A 17,667-nucleotide genomic window follows, 5' to 3' on the forward strand; every position below is an offset into this window, starting at 1 on the left:
ATGCTGCGCGTCCTGCTGATCAACGACACCCCGAAAAAGGTCGGGCGCCTCAAGGCTGCCCTGGTGGAATGCGGCTTCGAAGTCATCGACGAGTCCGGCCTCACGGTCGACCTGGCGCAACGGGTGGAGGCCCTGCATCCGGATGTGATCCTCATCGACACCGAATCCCCCGGCCGCGATGTGATGGAACAGGTGGTGCTGGTCAGCCGCGACCAGCCACGCCCGATCGTCATGTTCACCGACGAGCACGACCCGCAGGTGATGCGTCAGGCGATCCGCTCCGGGGTCAGCGCCTACATAGTCGAGGGCATCCAGGCCGAGCGGCTGCAGCCGATCCTCGATGTCGCCATGGCCCGTTTCGAGAGCGACCAGGCCCTGCGCGCCCAGTTGCAGGCCCGCGAGCTGCAGCTGGCCGAGCGCAAGCGCATCGAGCTGGCCAAAGGGTTGCTGATGAAGATGAAGGGCTGCGCCGAGGAAGAGGCCTACACCCTGATGCGCCGCCAGGCCATGGGCCGCCAGCAGAAGCTGGTGCAGGTGGCCGAGCAGATCATTGCGATGCACGAGATGCTCGGGCACTGACGCCGCAAAAACCAGGCGGCCAACGGCCAGCGGCGGCAAGGCGCGATCATTTCGCCAGCCGCCGAGCTGGCCCCCTCCTCGACCGCAACGCCCTATGCTGCGCCCGCCCGGTCTTCTGGCCGGGCCCCAGGAGCGTCATCGGCAGGGTTCGATGGCGCATCGCAGTGGCCGCCGCCGGCTAGGCACCTCGGCGCCACCCGACCTCGCCGCCGGCGCGGCTCAGCAAGGGCAAGCCCATGATCGACCTCACCACCTGGAACCTCAGCGTTCCCACCGACCCTCGCCCCACCGAAGTCAGCACCGAGCAGATCGCCCGGGGCTACCAGAGCCGCTACTTCCAGCGCAACGGCAGCCAGGTGGTGTTCTGGGTGCCGGTCAACGGCTCGCACACTTCCGACAGCGTCTACCCGCGCAGCGAACTGCGCGAGACCAGCACCAGCGGCGAAGTCTCCAACTGGTACTACAACCAGGGCGACAACGAGCTGCGCGTGACCATGAGCGTCCAGCAGGTGCCGTCGAAGAACAAGATCATCATCGGCCAGATCCACAGCCGCTCGCCCTACTCCGGCGATGGCGAGCCACTGGTCAAGCTGCAGTACCACTACCTGCCCACCCTGGAGAGCGGGCGCCTGGAAGCCCTGGTGCGCAACCACCCCGACGACAGCGCCAGCATCAACGTGCCGCTGATCGACAACATCGCCCTGGACCAGACCTTCAACTACAGCCTGCGCGTCACTTCGGTAGGCAACCTGGCGATCCGCGTGGAGACCTCCGACGGCCGGGCCCACTACTACCGCAAGATCCTCAGCACCACCTGGTCCAAGCAGTTGCTCTACTTCAAGGCCGGGGCCTACATCAACGACAACTACGGCGACAGCAGCGAGGGCGCGCGGGTGACGGTCTTCCACCTGAACTCGGCGCACCGCTGATTCGCCATTCACTGCCCTGATGAGGCGCGGGGCGGGCGGACTGCGCGTAGAATGCGCAGCACGTCCGCACTATTCACCGCACTATTCATTGCATTGCCCGCCGCCTTGTCATCGAGAGCACCATGGCCCGCCTGAAACTGGAATTCCCCGAAGAACTGTTCCTCTACGAAACCAAGCTCACCGTCCGCGTCACCGACATCAACGGCGCCAACCACCTGGGCAACGACTCGATGATCTCGATGATCTCCGAGGCCCGCGCACGCTTCCTGTTCGACTACGGCATCCGCGAGACCGGCATCATCGTCACCGATCTGGCCACCACCTACCGCGCCGAGGCCCACGCCCGCGACCAGCTGCTGTTCGAGGTCGGCGTGATGGACTTCAACAAGTACGGCGGCGACATCATCTTCCGCATCACCCGCCCGGCCGACGACACCCTGGTGGCCATGGCCAAGTCCGGTTTCGTGTTCTTCGACTACAAGCTGGGCAAGGTCGTACCGATCCCCGAGGCCTTCCGCGACACCTTCCCCAACGTCAACTGGGTCGCCTGACGCTCCAGCACAGGGCACGCCGCCCTGCGGCGCGCCCTATGCCGGGTCATCCATGATCCGAACTCCCGCCCCATCTCCTTGATCTGCCAGGGATTTTCCATCCTGGCCCGCGCCTTGCTCAGCACAGGGCGATGGTAATCAACGGCGATTACCCGAATTCGACAAAGGCGTCGCATCCGCACCCGCGCACAGCGGTGGGTGGAGCGACGCCTTTTTCGTTTGCCCCGGCGCAGGGGCCCACGACCTTCTCGAACCCGGCGGCTGCCAAGTGGCGCACGACCGGGCTCCTCTACCGTTGCTGATGAGGTGTTCGATGAACACGAGTTTCTGGAAAGCCGGCCACGCGCCGACCCTGTTTGCCGCCTTCCTGTACTTCGACCTGAGCTTCATGGTCTGGTACGTCCTCGGCCCGCTGGCGGTACAGATCGCCACCGACCTGCAACTGACCACCCAGCAGCGCGCGCTGATGGTCGCCACGCCGATTCTCTCCGGCGCCATCCTGCGCTTCCTCATGGGCCTGCTGGCCGATCGCTGGTCGCCCAAGGCCGCCGGCATCCTCGGCCAGGTGATCGTCATCTGCGCGCTGTTCGGCGCCTGGCGGCTGGGCATCCACAACCTCGAGCAGGCGATGATCCTCGGCGTACTGCTGGGCATGGCCGGCGCCTCCTTCGCCGTGGCCCTGCCGCTGGCCTCGCAGTGGTATCCGCCGCAGCACCAGGGCAAGGCCATGGGCATCGCCGGCGCCGGCAACTCCGGTACGGTGCTCACCGCACTGTTCGCGCCAGCCATCGCCGCCGCCTTCGGCTGGCAGAACGTCTTCGGCTTCGCGCTGATCCCGCTGCTGGCCACCCTGGTGGTGTTCGCCCTGCTCGCCCGCAACGCCCCGGAACGTCCGCCGGCGAAGTCCCTGGCGGATTACCTGAAGGCCCTGGGCGACCGTGACAGCTGGTGGTTCATGTTCTTCTACAGCGTGACCTTCGGCGGCTTCCTCGGTCTGGCCAGCACCTTGCCCGGGTACTTCCATGACCAGTACGGCCTCGACCCGGTGCAGGCCGGCTACTACACCGCCGCCTGCGTCTTCGCCGGCAGCCTGATGCGCCCGCTGGGCGGCGCCCTGGCCGACCGCATCGGCGGCATCCGCAGCCTGCTGGTGATGTATACCGTCGCCTCGATCTGCATCGCTGCCGTGGGCTTCCACCTGCCCAGCGCGGTGGCAGCGCTGAGCCTCTTCGTGGTCGCCATGCTCAGCCTCGGCGCGGGCAACGGTGCGGTGTTCCAGCTAGTGCCGCAGCGCTTCCGCCAGACCATCGGCGTGATGACCGGCCTGATCGGCATGGCCGGCGGCATCGGCGGCTTCTGCCTGACGGCGGGCCTGGGCGCGATCAAGCAGGCCACCGGCGACTACCAGATCGGCCTCTGGCTGTTCGCCAGCCTCGGCGTCCTGGCCTGGTTCGGCCTGCACGCGGTGAAAGCCCGCTGGCGCACCACCTGGGGCAGCGCCGCCGTTACCGCGGCGCGAGTCTGACCATGGCCTGTAGGAGCGAGCTTGCTCGCGAACCGCATCCAGCCGGAGCTGTCGGGAACTCCGTTCGTGAGCAAGCTCGCTCCTACCAAGAGCTGCGTCTGAGCTTCGCCCAGGCCAGCGCCACCGGCCCGCGCGACGAGAACCAGGATGCCCTGCGGGTGGTCACCCCGCCTGCCGGGCTGGCCGCCAGCAAGGGGCACCTGTTTGCCATCGCCGACGGCGTCAGCCACTGCGCCGACGGCGGCCTGGCCGCGCGCCTGAGCCTGCAGGCGCTGGCCGCCGACTACTACGCCACCCCCGAGACCTGGGCCGTTGCCCAGGCCCTCGACCGCCTGCTGATCTCGCAGAACCGCTGGCTGCAGGCCAACGGCGGCGGCCAGCCGCTGCTCACTACCCTCACTGCGCTGGTCCTGCGCGGCCGGCGCTTCACCCTCGCCCATGTCGGCGACTGCCGCCTGTACCGCTGGCACGCCGGCCAGCTGGATTGCCTGACCCAGGACCACGTCTGGGAGCAGCCTGGCATGCAGCACGTGCTCAAGCGCGCACTGGGCCTCGACCAGCATCTGGTGGTGGACTACTGCGACGGCGAACTGGAAGCCGGACAGCGCTTCCTGCTGGTCAGCGACGGCATCTGGGCCACCCTTGGCGACAGCGCCATCCAGCGTTTGCTGGAGGACGCACAGAGCCTGCAAGCCTGCGCCGATGCACTGGTCAGCGCCGCCCACCTGGCCGGCAGCCAGGACAACGCCAGCGCCTTGCTCCTGCAGGTAAACGAACTGCCGCCCGCGAGCCTCGGCGACGCCCTCGCCCAGCTCGACCACTGGCCCGCACCACCCACCCTGCGGGACGGCCAGGAGTTCGAAGGCTGGCAGGTGGAAGGCAAGCTGGCCCAGTCGCGCCAATCGCTGATCTACCGCGTGCGCGACCGGCAGAATCGCCCCTGGCTGCTCAAGACCCTGCCGCAGGCGCTGCGCGCCTCCGCCGCAGCCGCCCAGGCACTGCTGCTGGAAGAGTGGTTCCTGCGCCGCGTGCAAGGCCGCTACTTCCCCGAACTGCACAGCCTGCCGCAACGCCAGCACCTGTACTACGTGATGCGCGAATACCCGGGGCAGACGCTGGACGAGCACATGACGCTCAACGGCCCCATGAACCTGCCCGACTGGCTGAACCTTGCCCAGCGCCTGCTTCGCGGCCTGGGCCAACTGCACCGGCGCAACATCCTGCACCGCGACATCAAGCCGGAGAACCTGCACTGGGCCGAAGACGGCGAGCTGCGCCTGCTGGACTTCGGCCTGGCCTACTGTCCGGGATTGTCGCAGGAAGACCCGCACGACCTACCCGGCACCCCGAGTTACCTCGCTCCGGAATCCTTCCAGGGCGCGGCGCCGGAAGCCCGTCAGGATCTCTACGCGGCCGGCGTCACGCTCTACCGGCTGCTCTGCGGGCACTACCCCTATGGTGAGATCGAAGCCTTCCAGCATCCACGCTTCGCCGCGCCCGCCCCGGCCAGCCGCTATCGCCCGGACGTGCCGGCCTGGCTCGACGACTGGCTGGCGAAACTGACATCCGCGCAGCCACACCAGCGCTTCGAAACCGCCGAGGAATGCCTGCTGGCCCTCGAACAAGGTGAACGCCAGGCACCGCCGCGCCCACGCCCGCTGCTGGAACGCGAACCACTGCGGGTCTGGCGCGGCGTCGCCCTGGCCTCGCTGGCGATCAACCTGGGACTGCTGCTCTGGCTGCTGCACGGGGGCTGAAGGCGCACCAGTTCGGTTCAGAACGCATCACCACAGTGCAGCAAAAAGCCCACCAGGCAGGACGGGCCTGCTGAAAGCCCCGCAAACCGCGGTCAGAGCAAGTTGGCACAGCCCCTGCAATAACGATCGCAACAATCTACAAAAGCGCGTCCCTCAACGAAGAGGCTCGCACTTCCCGATCGATCGGGACTTGGACAAAGGCGTCCTCGCTGGGTAACCGGCGGGACGCCTTTTTTGTTTTCCGCGATTGCGTGACGGAGCCCTGACATGAAAAAGCTCAAGCTCGTACTGATCGGCAACGGCATGGCCGGTGTGCGGACCCTGGAAGAACTGCTGAAGATCGCCCCCGATCTTTACGACATCACCGTGTTCGGCGCCGAGCCCCACCCCAACTACAACCGCATCCTGCTCTCCCCCGTCCTGGCCGGCGAACAGGCCTTCGAGGACATCGTCCTCAACGACCTCAACTGGTACAGCGAGAACGGCATCCGCCTGCTGCTCAACCGCAAGGTCAGCCGCATCGACCGTCATCGCCGCAAGGTCTACGCCGAAGACGGCACCGAGGCCGAGTACGACCGTCTGCTGATCGCCACCGGCTCCAACCCCTTCATCCTGCCGGTACCAGGCAGCCGCCTGCAGGGCGTGATCGGCTACCGCGACATCGCCGACACCCAGACCATGATCGACACCGCCGGCACCCATAGCCACGCCGTGGTCATCGGCGGCGGCCTGCTCGGCCTGGAAGCGGCCAACGGCCTCAAGCAGCGCGGCATGGACGTCACCGTGGTGCACCTCTCCGACTGGCTGCTGGAGCGCCAACTGGACCGCACCGCCGGCAAGCTGCTGCAGGAAGCGCTGGAATCGCGCGGCATTGCGTTCCGCCTCAACACCCACACCGAAGAGCTGATCGACGACGGCAGCGGCCGCGTCTGCGCCATCCGCTTCAAGGACGGCGAAGTGATCGCCGCCGACCTGGTGGTGATGGCCGCCGGCATCCGCCCCAACACCGAACTGGCAGAAAAGACCGGCCTGCCCTGCAACCGCGGCATCCTGGTCAACGACACCCTGCAGACCTATGACCCGCGCATCTACGCCCTGGGCGAATGCGCCAGCCACCGCGGTATCGCCTACGGCCTGGTGGCACCGCTGTTCGAGCAGGCCAAGGTCTGCGCCAACCACCTGGCCATGCTCGGCTTCGCCCGCTACCAGGGCTCGGTCACTTCGACCAAGCTCAAGGTCACCGGCATCGACCTGTTCTCCGCCGGCCAGTTCATGGGCGGCGAAGGCACCGAGACCATCACCCTCTCCGACCCCATCGGCGGCGTGTACAAGAAGCTGGTGATAAAGGACGACGTGCTGGTCGGCGCCTGCCTCTACGGCGACACCGCCGACGGCGGCTGGTACTTCCGGCAGATCCGCGAGAACCACAACGTCAGCGAAATCCGCGACCACCTGATGTTCGGCGAAAGCAGCATCGGCGACGTCGGCCACCAGGGCCAGAGCAGTGCGGCGAACATGCCGGATACCGCGGAAGTCTGCGGCTGCAACGGCGTGTGCAAGGGCACCATCGTCAAGGCGATCCAGGAGAACGGCCTGTTCAGCGTCGACGAAGTGAAGAAGCACACCAAGGCCGCCAGCTCCTGCGGCTCCTGCGCAGGGCTGGTGGAGCAGATCCTGATCAGCACCGTGGGCGGCGCGGCGGACGTGAAGCCCAAGAGCGAAAAGGCCATCTGCGGCTGCAGCGACCTCAACCACGGCCAGGTACGCCAGGCGATCCGCGAGCACCACCTGGTCACCCTGGGCAGCGCCATGCGCTTCATGGACTGGCGCACCCCGGACGGCTGCGCCACCTGCCGCCCGGCGCTGAACTACTACCTGATCTCCACCTGGCCGGGCGAGGCCAAGGACGACCCGCAGTCGCGCCTGATCAACGAGCGCGCCCACGCCAACATCCAGAAGGACGGCACCTACTCGGTGGTCCCGCGCATGTGGGGTGGCGTCACCAACGCCGCCGAACTGCGGCGCATCGCCGACGTCGCCGACAAGTACCAGGTGCCCATGGTCAAGGTCACCGGCGGCCAGCGCATCGACCTGCTGGGGGTCAAAAAGGATGACCTGCCGGCGATCTGGAAGGAACTGGACATGCCCTCCGGCCACGCCTACGGCAAGTCCATCCGCACCGTGAAGACCTGCGTCGGCAGCGAGTTCTGCCGCTTCGGCACACAGAACTCGACCCAGTTGGGCATCGACCTGGAGCACGACCTGTTCAACATGTGGTCGCCGCACAAGGTCAAGCTGGCGGTCTCCGGCTGCCCGCGCAACTGCGCCGAGGCCGGCATCAAGGACATCGGCATCATCGGCGTGGATTCGGGCTGGGAGCTGTACATCGGCGGCAACGGCGGGATCAAGACCGAGGTGGCGGAGTTCTTCGTCAAGCTCAAGACCGCCGACGAAGTCCGCGAGTACAGCGGCGCATTCCTCCAGCTCTACCGCGAGGAAGCCTTCTACCTCGAACGCACCGTGCACTACCTGCAGCGCGTGGGCATGGAGCGCATCCGCAAGGCCGTGCTGGAAGACGCGGACAACCGCCAGGCGCTCAACGCCCGCCTGCAGTTCTCCCTGTCGCTGGAGCAGGACCCGTGGCAGGAACGCATCGCCCAGCAGCCGCTGAAGAAGGAATTCGAGCGGATTCCCCTGACCCAACTGGAACCCGCCTGAATGCCGCCGGGCCCCGCCACCGGGGCCCCTACTACCCGATTGCCGGAGACACCCCATGAACTGGTTCGACATCTGCGCCCTGGACGACATCAACCCGCTGGGCTCGCGCGTCATCGCCGGCCCCAAGGGCGACATCGCGATCTTCCGTACCTCCGATGACGAGGTATTCGCCCTCGACGACCGCTGCCCGCACAAGGGCGGCCCGCTGTCCCAGGGGCTGATCTACGGCAAGCGCGTGGCCTGCCCGCTGCACAACTGGCAGATCGAACTGGCCAGCGGCGAGGCGGTGGCTCCCGACCAGGGCTGCGCCCATCGCCACGACGTGAAGGTCGAGGATGGCCGCGTGCTGCTGGCCCTGCGCGACAACCTCGCCCACTGCGCCTGATCCCCCGACCTTGATTCACAGCGAGGCCGCGCCATGACCCCGAACCGTCGCACCACCGCATCCACCTGCTGCTATTGCGGCGTGGGTTGCGGCGTACTGATCGAGCACGACGACGAGCGTATCCTCGGCGTGCAGGGCGACCCGCAGCATCCGGCCAACTTCGGCCGCCTGTGCAGCAAGGGCTCGACCCTGCACCTCACTGGCGACGTAGATGCCCGCGCGCGGTTCCCGGAGCTGCGCCTGGGCAAGGGCCTGGCACGTACCCGCACCGACTGGGATACCGCGCTGGAGCACGCCGCCGGCGTCTTCGCCGAAACAATTCGCGAGCACGGGGCGGACAGCGTCGCCTTCTACGTCTCCGGCCAGTTGCTGACCGAGGACTACTACGCCTTCAACAAGCTCGCCCGCGCCCTGGTCGGTACCAACAACATCGACAGCAATTCGCGCCTGTGCATGTCTTCGGCGGTGGTCGGCTACAAGCGCAGCCTCGGCGCCGACGCCCCGCCCTGCAGCTACGAGGACATCGAGCTGAGCGACTGCGTGATGATCGCCGGCAGCAACATGGCCTACGCCCACCCGGTGCTGTTCCGCCGCCTCGAAGAGGCCCGCGCGCGTCGCCCGGAGATGAAGCTGATCGTCATCGACCCGCGCGTCACCGACACCGCCGAACAAGCCGATCTGCACCTGGCGATCCTGCCCGGCACCGACGTCGCGCTGTTCCACGGCATCCTGCACATCCTGCTCTGGGAAGGCTGGATCGACCGCGCCTTCATCGACGCCCACACCGATGGCCTGGATGAACTGAAGGCTCTGGTGCGTGATTACGGCCCGCTGGCCGTGGCGGAAATCTGCGGCATCGCCGTCGATGACCTGCAGCGCGCGGCCCAGTGGATCGGCCAGTCGCCGTCTTTCCTCTCGCTCTGGTGCATGGGGCTGAACCAATCCAGCGCCGGCAGCGCGAAGAACAGCGCGCTGATCAACCTGCACCTGGCCACCGGGCAGATCGGCCGCCCCGGTTCCGGCCCCTTCTCTCTCACCGGTCAGCCCAACGCCATGGGCGGCCGCGAGACCGGCAGCCTGTCCAACCTGCTACCCGGCCACCGAGAAGCCGCGAACGCCGAACACCGCGCCGAAGTCGCCACCTACTGGGGCGTCGAGCAACTGCCGGAGAACCCCGGCCTGAGCGCCATCGAACTCTTCGACGCGGTACGCGATGGGCGTATCAAGGCCCTGTGGATCGCCTGCACCAACCCGGCACAATCGCTGCCGGACCAGACCCGCGTGCGCGAAGCCCTGGCCGCCTGCCCCTTCGTCATCGTCCAGGAAGCCTTCACTACCAGCGAGACCTGCCAGTACGCCGACCTGCTGCTGCCGGCCGCCAGCTGGGGCGAGAAGGAAGGCACGGTGACCAACTCCGAACGCCGCATCAGCCATGTACGCCCAGCCATCCCGGCAATCGGCGAAGCGCGGGCGGACTGGAGCATCGTCTGCGACTTCGCCCGCCGCCTGGAGCAGCGCCTGCGCCCCGGCGAAAACAGCCTGTTCGACTTCGCCTCGCCGTCCGCCCTGTTCGACGAATACAAGCAGCTGACCCGCGAGCGCGACCTCGATCTCTCCGGCGTCGACTACGCGCTGCTGGACACCCGCGGCCCGCAGCAATGGCCTTTCCCTTCCGGTGCGGCCCAGGGCACAGAGCGCCTGTATGGCGACGGCCAGTTCCCTACCGCCAATGGCCGCGCCCGGCTGATCGCCGAGCCCTACCGCGCGCCGAAGGAAAAACGCGATGCGCGTTATCCCCTGATCCTCAACACCGGCCGCCTGCGCGATCAGTGGCACGGCATGACCCGCACCGGCACCGCACCGCAACTGTTCGGCCACGTGGAGGAAGCCGTACTCGGCCTGCACCCGGATGAACTGCGCCGCCGGCGCATCAGCGACGGCCAGCTGGTGCGCCTGCACAGCCGCCGTGGCGAGCTGGTGCTGCCGGTGCAAGCCGATGAGCGCCTGCGCCCCGGCCAGGCCTTCCTGCCGATGCACTGGGGCGACCGCTTCCTCAAGGGCCTCGGAATCAACGTGCTGACCCTGCCGGCGGTGGACCCGCTGTCACGCCAACCCGAGCTGAAACACGCCACCGTGGAAGTCAGCCGCATCGAACTGCCCTGGCAGTTCTTCGCCCTGGTGGAAGGCGAGGTGCAGCAGCGCTTCGATGCCCTGCGCCCGCTGTTCGAAGACCTGCGCTACGCCAGCTTCAGCCCCAGCGGCCGCGAGCGCCCGGCACTGGTGATCCGTGCTGCGCACGTTGATGCCCCCAGTGCGGACTGGCTGGCCCGTATCGACACCCTGCTCGACCTCGGCGACGGCCCGGTCATGGCCTATGACGATCCGCGCCGCACCGTCGGCAAACGCGTGCGTATCGAACAATCGCGAATTGTCTCGCTGCGCCTGGCCGGCGAAACCGCTGCCCGCGCCTGGCTGCGCGAATTGTGGAAGGAAGGCCGCGCCGATCAGGAACTGCGCCGCTGGCTGCTCGCGCCGCTCAGTGCCGCGCCGGGCAAGGCGGGAGCCGCTGCCGACAAGACCCTGTGCAGCTGCCTGAACGTCAGCCAGAGCCGCATCCGGGCCGGGATCGACAAGGGCCTCGACCTGGAAGGCCTCCAATGCGAACTCAAGTGCGGGACCGCCTGCGGCTCCTGCGTACCGGAAATCAAGCGCCTGCTGGCTCAGAAGCCGCTGGCCGCTACCGCCTGAATCAAGCCGCGAAGACGGCAGCCTGAGGAGAACGACATGAGTGGAAAAGTCTGGCTGATCGGCGCGGGCCCCGGCGACCCGGAGCTGCTGACCCTGAAGGCCGTCCGGGCCATGGCTCAGGCCGACGTGGTGCTGATCGACGACCTGGTAAACCCGGCGGTGCTGGAGCACTGCCCTTCTGCGCGGGTGATTTGCGTTGGCAAACGCGGCGGCTGCCGCTCCACACCGCAGGACTTCATCCACCGCCTGATGCTGCGCTACGCCCGTCAGGGACGCCGCGTCGCACGCCTGAAAGGCGGCGACCCGTGCATCTTCGGCCGTGGTGGCGAAGAGGCAGACTGGCTTTCCGCGCGGGGCATCGACTGCGAGTTGGTCAACGGCATCACCGCCGGGCTGGCAGCCGCGACCCAGTGCGGCATCTCCGTTACCCTGCGCGGCGTCAGCCGGGGCGTAACCCTGGTGACCGCGCACACCCAGGATGACAGCCCGCTGAACTGGCGCGGCCTGGCAGAAGGCGGAACAACGCTGGTGGTGTACATGGGCGTGGCAAAACTGGCGGAAATCCGCGACGGCCTGCTCGAAGGCGGCATGGCAGCCGGCACGCCGGTGGCGATGATCGAGAACGCCTCCCTGCCCGCTCAGCGCGAGTTCCGCAGCCACTTGGCCGGCATGCTCGAAGACGCCCAACGCCTTGCCCTGAAGAGTCCGGCGATCCTGGTGATCGGCGAGGTTGCCGCTGCCGCGCAGCAGGCGATCCTGGCCCAGAGCGCCTGACTTTCACTTTCCTGCAGGCAAAGAAAAACCCGGCCTAGGCCGGGTTTTTCTCAGGAGCTCAGACCAATTACTGCTTGGACTGGGCTTCTACTTCGGCTTCTACGCGGCGGTTAACAGCGCGGCCTTCGGCAGTTGCGTTGTCAGCAACCGGACGGGACTCACCGTAACCAACAGCGTTTACGCGGCCGCCTTCAACACCGTACTCGTTGACCAGTACGTCACGAACGGCGTTGGCACGACGCTCGGACAGCTTCTGGTTGTAGGCGTCGGTGCCGACGGAGTCGGTGTGGCCTTCAACGGTGGTGGAGGTGGACGGGTACTGCTTCATGAAGTCAGCCAGGTTCTTGATGTCAGCGTAGCTGTTCTCTTTAACCTTGGACTTGTCGAAGTCGAACTTCACGTCCAGCTGAACGCGAACGACTTCGGCAACAGCCGGGCAGCCATTGGCGTCAACGGTGACGTTGGCCGGGGTGTTCGGGCACTTGTCGACGTTGTCGCAGACGCCGTCGTTGTCGGAGTCGGAGCAGACTTCAGCAACCGGCTCGGGAGCCGGGGCCGGCTTGGCGCCGCCGCCGAAGTTCATGCCGACGCCCAGGCCAGCCATCCACTCGCCCTGGTGACCGTTGTCACGCTTCTCCAGGCCGTACTGGCCGTCGAGGCTGGCTTTGGCGTAGAAGTTTTCGGTGAAGTAGTACTTCAGACCGGTACCGACCATGGCCATGGTCAGGTTCTGACGGCTGCCGTTGTCGGAGTTGATGTTGGTCAGGCTCTGGTGGCCAACGCCGGCGGAAACGTACGGACGCAGGTTGCCAGCACCCGGAGTGCCGAAGTGGTAGATGGCGTCCAGAGTGCTCAGGTTGCCATGGACCTTCTTGTTGCCGGTCTCGTAGGTGCCACGTACGTCGTGGTACTCACCGTAGGACAGAGCCAGCTCGACGTCGTCGGTCAGGAAGTAACCAACGGAGCCGCCGTACAGGTCCGCGTTCTTCATGTTGCGGGTGCTGTCGGTGAAGTAGCGCTTGCCGAATGCTTCGACTTCGACGGCGCCCTGGCCTTGAGCGAAGGCATTGACAGCGGCGGTGGCGATCAGCGAGCCAACTACGACGCCTAAGGTGTTCTTCAGTTTCATCCGTTAAATCCCCATCTTGGTGGTCAATAAGTTGTCCTAACCATAGGCCGTACAACTTGGGTGGCAAGTTTATCAGAACTTGCCAAACAGAGAGACAATATTTCCCGGACTAAGATTCCGTCACATTCGAAAACTTTTCTCTCATTCGATCGAGTGCACGTTTGTAGCGCATCTTCGTGGCGCTAAGCCCCATGTGCATGATGTCGGCAATCTCCTGGAACTCCAGTTCCGCCACAAATCGAAGCACGAGGATTTCCCGATCAATGGGATTGACATGAACTAGCCAGCGGTCTAGCCCACCCCGTTCTTCGACTTTCGGAGCCTTCTCTTCAGAGGCTTCCTCGACTGGATCCAGACTCAGCGCATCAAGCAATCTGCGTTTACGCCGTTCCTTCCGATACTGGGTAATGCACTCGTTGTAAGTGATGCTGTACAGCCAGGTCTTGAACTTCGATTTTCCCTCGAAGTTCTTCAGACCATACAGCACCTTGAGCATGACCTCTTGACACACATCATCGGCGTCCCGGTCGTTGCCCAGATAGCGCGCGCAGACGTTGAAGAGCGTGCGCTGGTAGCGGCGCATCAGCTCTTCATAGGCCCGCGTCACGTGGTAGAGCTCCTCGTGGGAACGCTCCACCAGCTCCTCGTCGGTGAGCTGGCGCGGGTCATAGCGCAAGGACAGTGATTGCGGCTTGTTCAAGTCGGGTCGGGCCAGGTCAAGTCAGCGTCCGGCGCGGCTTTGCAGAAGCCGTACCGGTAATCGGTCATCATCTTCAGCGACTGGTTACACGCTGATCGAGCAGGATGCGGTTGGCGATCGACACCAGCTCACCCTCGTCTGTCAGCAGGATAGTCTTGATGGTACCAATTTCCTCGATGATGCCTTCGACATCAGCCACTTTCACCTGTTGTCCGACCTGATACAGCTCGCGCACGTAAATGCCCGCGATGATCTGCCCTGCCACCTCGCGGCTGCCCAGGCCCAGGGCCAGCGCGGCAGCCAGGCCGATGGTGATCAGCACGATGGCAATGATGTAGTTCAGCAGGTCGGTCTTGACCTCGAGCTGGCCGATGGCGACCGAGATGCTGATGATGATGACCAGCCACTGGGCGACGCGGCCCAGGCCGTTGGCGTACTCCAGTCCGACGCCGTCGGCAGCGCCGCGCACCAGGCTGTTGGCCAGCTGAGCGAGCAGGATACCGACAATCAGCACCAGCGCCGCGCCGAATACCTTGGGCAGGTACAGCGCGAGCATGTCCAGGGTTGCCGAGACGCGCTGCAGGCCGAGGGATTCCGCCGCGGAGACGAGGAATACCAGCAGCACGAACCAGTAGATGATCTTGCCGATCAGGGTCGAGACCGGCACCTGGATGCCGGCACGGGCCAGCAGCTTGGTCAGGCCGGTACCCGCCATCAGGCGGTCGAGGCCGAGCTTGGCCAGCAGCTTGGAGAGCAGCGCATCGAGCAGTTTGGCGACGACGAAGCCCAGCAGCACGATCACCAGCGCAGCCAGCAGGTTCGGGATGAACCCGGCCAGCTTGCCCCACAGGGTGTTCATGGCGGTCAGCAGACTTTGCGTCCAGATGTCGAATTGCATGTTCAGTCGGCCTTGTCAGCGGAAGGGGCGGAATTCTGCGCGTGGCGCGAGACGGGTGCAAGGTGCGCGGCGCCACGGCTCACGCCAATGGACAGGGCCTGGAACCAGTGCCCCATCAGGCTGAACAGATCGCCCGCGCCTACCTGGCGGTTGGCGGTCTTCAGGACGCGATCCAGGCGCGAATCGTCTCCCGGCTGTTCCGGGGGCATTCGCAGCAGATCGCGCAAGGATTCTTCAAATGGGTCGTGCATACGCACCTCGCCTGTGTGAGGTGCTTGACGCCCTCACCACCTCAAAAGTCACACCTAGAGCCAACGCATGCGGCGGAAGATCCACCATTGGAACGCCACTATCCCGAGGATTACCAGGCAGGCCACGGCGAAGCCGTAGGGTGCACTGGAGCCGGGAATGCCGCCGACGTTGATGCCCAGGAGACCGGTCACGAAGCTCATGGGCAGGAAAAAGCCGGTAATGATACCAAGCAGGTACATGGTGCGGTTCATCCGCTCGGTAATTCGACGATGTTCGGCTTCCTGGATCAGGCTGATGCGCTCGCGCACCAGTTCCAGTTCTTCCAGGTTGCGGGTCAGGCGGTTGTAGAGCTCGTTCCAGTAGTCAGCGTCGTCGGCCACTGTCCAGGACGCTTTGAAGCGGACCATCTGCGAGTAGATTTCCCGCTGTGGCGCCAGGTAGCGACGCAACCCCGCGGCACGTCGTCGCAGGGTACGCAGCTGGTGCTGATCGGGAATGCTGCGCTCGTCTTCCTCGATGGCCTCTTCCATCGCGTCGAGCTGGTCGGCGAGGCCGCCGATCAGGGTGTCGACGCGGTCGGTGAGGTAGTGGGCGAGGTACAGCACCACCTCCGAGGCGGTCTTCGGCCCCGTGCCGGCATCCAGGTCGGCGCGCAGGTCGGCCACCGCCTTGAGCGGACGCAGACGCAGGGAAATCACTCGCTGCGACTCGGCGTAGACCCGCAGCGAAACCATGTCCTCCGGCACCGCACCGGGGTTCAGGTTGACCCCGCGCAGGAACAGCAGCAGGCGTTCGCCGCCCAGGTCGACCAGGCGCGGACGGGTCGCCTCTTCCAGCAGCAGGTCGCAGGCGAATTCATTCAGGCCGCTGGACTCGCGCAGCCAGGACTGGGCTTCGGGCACACCGCGATCCCAGTGCACCCAGAGGCTTTCCTCGGGCTTGAGATCCAGCAGCGGCAACTCGCTACGGGTGATCCGCCGACCACCACCGTGGCCGTCCAGCACGAAGCCGTCGATCAGTCCGCGCTCCGTGCCGCTTTCGTACTGCTGCATGCCCTTTTCCTTCGCTCAAGGTCGCTTGCGCGAGGCCCCATGAAAAATGCCGGAAGCTTGCGCTCCCGGCATTGACCCGAACTTTAGCTGGAAGGTTCGAATTATTCCGGCATTTTCAACGCTTTAGGCGAGACGATGATGCCGTTGTTGTCGGCATAGACAAACTCGCCCGGACGGAAAGTGATGCCACCGAAGGTCACGGCCACGTTGAGGTCGCCAATGCCACGCTTGTCGGTCTTCATCGGATGGCTGGCCAGCGCCTGTACGCCCAGGTCGGTCTGCGCAATCACGTCGACGTCACGGATGCAGCCGTACACCACGATGCCTTCCCAGCCGCTCTTGGCGGCCTTCTCGGCCAGCATGTCACCCAGCAGCGCGCGGCGCAGCGAACCACCACCGTCCACCACCAGCACCTTGCCCTTGCCGTCCTTCTCGACCTGCTCCTTGACCAGCGAGTTGTCTTCGAAGCACTTGATGGTGACGATCTCGCCACCGAAGGAGTCCCGTCCACCGAAGTTGCTGAACATCGGCTCGACGACCTGGACCAGCTCCGGGTAGGCATCGCACAGATCGGGGGTGACGTAATGCATGGAGAAGCTCCTCTTGATGAAATCCGGCAGGGTTTCAGGCCTGGATGTGACCGAAAGCCGCAATGGCGTCACAGTCTACTCCCTGCCACGCCAAGCTCAAGCCTGCGCCAGAGCGCCCTGCCGTTCCGGCAGGCCACTGTGTTCCAGCCAGTATTGCAGCAGCGGCCAGACTTCACGCTGGGCCCCCTTGCTGATCAGCATCTCGACGTGGCCGAAATCCTCGGAGAAGCCCTGGCGCCTTCCCAGGTGCAGGAACTGCCGTGTCGCGGAGCCGAACTGCTCCAGCAACTTGCGGCAGGCCCAGGCAGGGTCCTGGCTATCGCCGTCGGAGCCGATGGCCAGCACCGGCAGGGAAACCTGCTGCAAACCGCCCCACCAGTCGTTGTCCTTCTCGCCGAAGCGGCCGAACAGGCTGTACCAGTGCAGGGCTTCCAGGGCCAGCCCCAACGGCTCGTCCTCCGGACCGCGCTTGAGCCGGGAACCCGACAACCCACCCATGCGCTTGAGCAGGAAGCGTCCGCCCCAGGCCACCGGAGGCAGCTTCAGCGGCCAGTAGGTGCGGCTGATCTGGCTGCCGCACAGCGCCGCGCTGGCCGCCTGCTGCTCGCCCAGGTAGCCGCCACCCAGCGCGGCAGCCAGGGTGACACCGCCGAGGGAGTGACCGATCCAGTGCGGTGCCTGACCGCTCTGTTCAACGACGAAGCTGGCAATGGCCGGCAGGTCGAAGCGCGCGTAATCGGCCACGCGATTGCGATCGTAGTCCTCGTTACGCGGCGACAGGCCATGGCCGCGCATCTCGGCGATCCACACATCGAAGCCGGCACGCGCCAGGTGCGCGCCCAGGCCGATACCCTTGGGCGAGAACCAGAAGCGGCGGTTGGAGAAGCTGCCGTGCAACAGGATCACCGGCACGCCACGCCGCCCCTCGGGACGGCCGAGACGCGTGACGGCCAGCTCGACGCTGGAGTCCGGACTGTTGTTCGGCTTGAGGCGGTAGACGTCCTCGGTGAGGTCACCGCGCAATTCCGCGCTGACTAGCGCGACGGGGAAGAGTTGACTGCTGCTTTGCATGGAATCGCT

General features: G+C 65.8%; 16 protein-coding genes. 9 read left to right on the forward strand and 7 right to left on the reverse strand.

Going from position 1 to position 17,667, the window contains the following annotated elements; translation table 11 throughout:
• The 9 genes from J2T47_RS22295 (at position 1) to cobA (ending at position 11,966) form a co-directional block, all read left to right on the forward strand.
• Positions 1-579 (forward strand): ANTAR domain-containing response regulator, encoded by a 579-nt coding sequence (locus tag J2T47_RS22295; RefSeq protein ID WP_253451696.1) that lies wholly within the window; start codon positions 1-3, stop codon positions 577-579.
• Between the two features lie 236 nt (positions 580-815).
• Entirely contained in the window at positions 816-1,508 is a 693-nt protein-coding gene (locus tag J2T47_RS22300) for a polysaccharide lyase family 7 protein (protein ID WP_253451698.1), read from the forward strand.
• Between the two features lie 122 nt (positions 1,509-1,630).
• Entirely contained in the window at positions 1,631-2,059 is a 429-nt protein-coding gene (locus J2T47_RS22305) for a thioesterase family protein (protein ID WP_253451700.1), read from the forward strand.
• Between the two features lie 313 nt (positions 2,060-2,372).
• A complete protein-coding gene (locus J2T47_RS22310; RefSeq protein ID WP_253451703.1) occupies positions 2,373-3,584 on the forward strand; it encodes a nitrate/nitrite transporter in 1,212 nt (403 codons plus the stop codon).
• 2 nt (positions 3,585-3,586) lie between these two features.
• Entirely contained in the window at positions 3,587-5,341 is a 1,755-nt protein-coding gene (locus J2T47_RS22315; protein ID WP_253451705.1) for a bifunctional protein-serine/threonine kinase/phosphatase, read from the forward strand.
• A 267-nt stretch (positions 5,342-5,608) separates the two neighbouring features.
• A complete protein-coding gene (nirB, locus tag J2T47_RS22320; RefSeq protein ID WP_253451707.1) occupies positions 5,609-8,059 on the forward strand; it encodes a nitrite reductase large subunit NirB in 2,451 nt (816 codons plus the stop codon).
• A 55-nt stretch (positions 8,060-8,114) separates the two neighbouring features.
• Complete coding sequence (gene nirD / locus J2T47_RS22325) at positions 8,115-8,444, forward strand: nitrite reductase small subunit NirD (protein WP_253451709.1); 330 nt, start codon at positions 8,115-8,117, stop codon at positions 8,442-8,444.
• 33 nt (positions 8,445-8,477) lie between these two features.
• Positions 8,478-11,192 (forward strand): nitrate reductase, encoded by a 2,715-nt coding sequence (locus J2T47_RS22330; protein ID WP_253451711.1) that lies wholly within the window; start codon positions 8,478-8,480, stop codon positions 11,190-11,192.
• A gap of 36 nt (positions 11,193-11,228) precedes the next feature.
• Positions 11,229-11,966 (forward strand): uroporphyrinogen-III C-methyltransferase, encoded by a 738-nt coding sequence (gene cobA / locus J2T47_RS22335; RefSeq protein WP_253451713.1) that lies wholly within the window; start codon positions 11,229-11,231, stop codon positions 11,964-11,966.
• Between the two features lie 67 nt (positions 11,967-12,033).
• On the opposite strand, the gene J2T47_RS22340 is transcribed toward cobA, so the two are convergent.
• The 7 genes from J2T47_RS22340 to J2T47_RS22370 all read right to left on the reverse strand — a co-directional run bounded on the left by J2T47_RS22340 (position 12,034) and on the right by J2T47_RS22370 (position 17,658).
• Positions 12,034-13,095, reverse strand: coding sequence for an OmpA family protein (locus tag J2T47_RS22340; RefSeq protein WP_253451715.1), 1,062 nt, complete (start codon positions 13,093-13,095; stop codon positions 12,034-12,036).
• A gap of 109 nt (positions 13,096-13,204) precedes the next feature.
• Positions 13,205-13,795 (reverse strand): RNA polymerase sigma factor SigX, encoded by a 591-nt coding sequence (gene sigX, locus J2T47_RS22345; RefSeq protein WP_045208526.1) that lies wholly within the window; start codon positions 13,793-13,795, stop codon positions 13,205-13,207.
• A 73-nt stretch (positions 13,796-13,868) separates the two neighbouring features.
• Positions 13,869-14,693, reverse strand: a complete 825-nt coding sequence (locus J2T47_RS22350) for a mechanosensitive ion channel family protein (RefSeq protein ID WP_045208529.1) — start codon at positions 14,691-14,693, stop codon at positions 13,869-13,871.
• A gap of 2 nt (positions 14,694-14,695) precedes the next feature.
• Positions 14,696-14,944, reverse strand: coding sequence for a hypothetical protein (locus tag J2T47_RS22355; RefSeq protein ID WP_017516812.1), 249 nt, complete (start codon positions 14,942-14,944; stop codon positions 14,696-14,698).
• A 54-nt stretch (positions 14,945-14,998) separates the two neighbouring features.
• Complete coding sequence (locus J2T47_RS22360; RefSeq protein ID WP_081516451.1) at positions 14,999-15,997, reverse strand: zinc transporter ZntB; 999 nt, start codon at positions 15,995-15,997, stop codon at positions 14,999-15,001.
• Positions 15,998-16,098: 101 nt separating this feature from the next.
• The gene (gene rraA / locus J2T47_RS22365; RefSeq protein WP_024765711.1) at positions 16,099-16,587 is read right to left on the reverse strand and encodes a ribonuclease E activity regulator RraA; all 489 of its coding nucleotides are present in this window, start codon (positions 16,585-16,587) and stop codon (positions 16,099-16,101) included.
• 96 nt (positions 16,588-16,683) lie between these two features.
• A complete protein-coding gene (locus J2T47_RS22370) occupies positions 16,684-17,658 on the reverse strand; it encodes an alpha/beta fold hydrolase (protein WP_253451717.1) in 975 nt (324 codons plus the stop codon).
• Positions 17,659-17,667: the final 9 nt, after the last annotated feature.

Source organism: Pseudomonas nitroreducens, from assembly GCF_024170165.1.
GTDB classification, from domain to species: Bacteria; Pseudomonadota; Gammaproteobacteria; order Pseudomonadales; family Pseudomonadaceae; genus Pseudomonas; species Pseudomonas nitroreducens_C.

Excerpts from the sequence above, each read along its gene's own strand:
- J2T47_RS22370 (WP_253451717.1), bottom strand. The coding sequence starts at position 17,658 with ATGCAAAGCAGCAGTCAACTCTTCCCCGTCGCGCTAGTCAGCGCGGAA.
- nirB (WP_253451707.1), top strand. The coding sequence starts at position 5,609 with ATGAAAAAGCTCAAGCTCGTACTGATCGGCAACGGCATGGCCGGTGTG.
- J2T47_RS22340 (WP_253451715.1), bottom strand. The coding sequence starts at position 13,095 with ATGAAACTGAAGAACACCTTAGGCGTCGTAGTTGGCTCGCTGATCGCC.
- J2T47_RS22295 (WP_253451696.1), top strand. The coding sequence starts at position 1 with ATGCTGCGCGTCCTGCTGATCAACGACACCCCGAAAAAGGTCGGGCGC.
- J2T47_RS22350 (WP_045208529.1), bottom strand. The coding sequence starts at position 14,693 with ATGCAATTCGACATCTGGACGCAAAGTCTGCTGACCGCCATGAACACC.
- J2T47_RS22300 (WP_253451698.1), top strand. The coding sequence starts at position 816 with ATGATCGACCTCACCACCTGGAACCTCAGCGTTCCCACCGACCCTCGC.
- J2T47_RS22310 (WP_253451703.1), top strand. The coding sequence starts at position 2,373 with ATGAACACGAGTTTCTGGAAAGCCGGCCACGCGCCGACCCTGTTTGCC.
- rraA (WP_024765711.1), bottom strand. The coding sequence starts at position 16,587 with ATGCATTACGTCACCCCCGATCTGTGCGATGCCTACCCGGAGCTGGTC.
- J2T47_RS22315 (WP_253451705.1), top strand. The coding sequence starts at position 3,587 with ATGGCCTGTAGGAGCGAGCTTGCTCGCGAACCGCATCCAGCCGGAGCT.
- cobA (WP_253451713.1), top strand. The coding sequence starts at position 11,229 with ATGAGTGGAAAAGTCTGGCTGATCGGCGCGGGCCCCGGCGACCCGGAG.
- J2T47_RS22330 (WP_253451711.1), top strand. The coding sequence starts at position 8,478 with ATGACCCCGAACCGTCGCACCACCGCATCCACCTGCTGCTATTGCGGC.
- J2T47_RS22360 (WP_081516451.1), bottom strand. The coding sequence starts at position 15,997 with ATGCAGCAGTACGAAAGCGGCACGGAGCGCGGACTGATCGACGGCTTC.
- nirD (WP_253451709.1), top strand. The coding sequence starts at position 8,115 with ATGAACTGGTTCGACATCTGCGCCCTGGACGACATCAACCCGCTGGGC.
- J2T47_RS22355 (WP_017516812.1), bottom strand. The coding sequence starts at position 14,944 with ATGCACGACCCATTTGAAGAATCCTTGCGCGATCTGCTGCGAATGCCC.
- J2T47_RS22305 (WP_253451700.1), top strand. The coding sequence starts at position 1,631 with ATGGCCCGCCTGAAACTGGAATTCCCCGAAGAACTGTTCCTCTACGAA.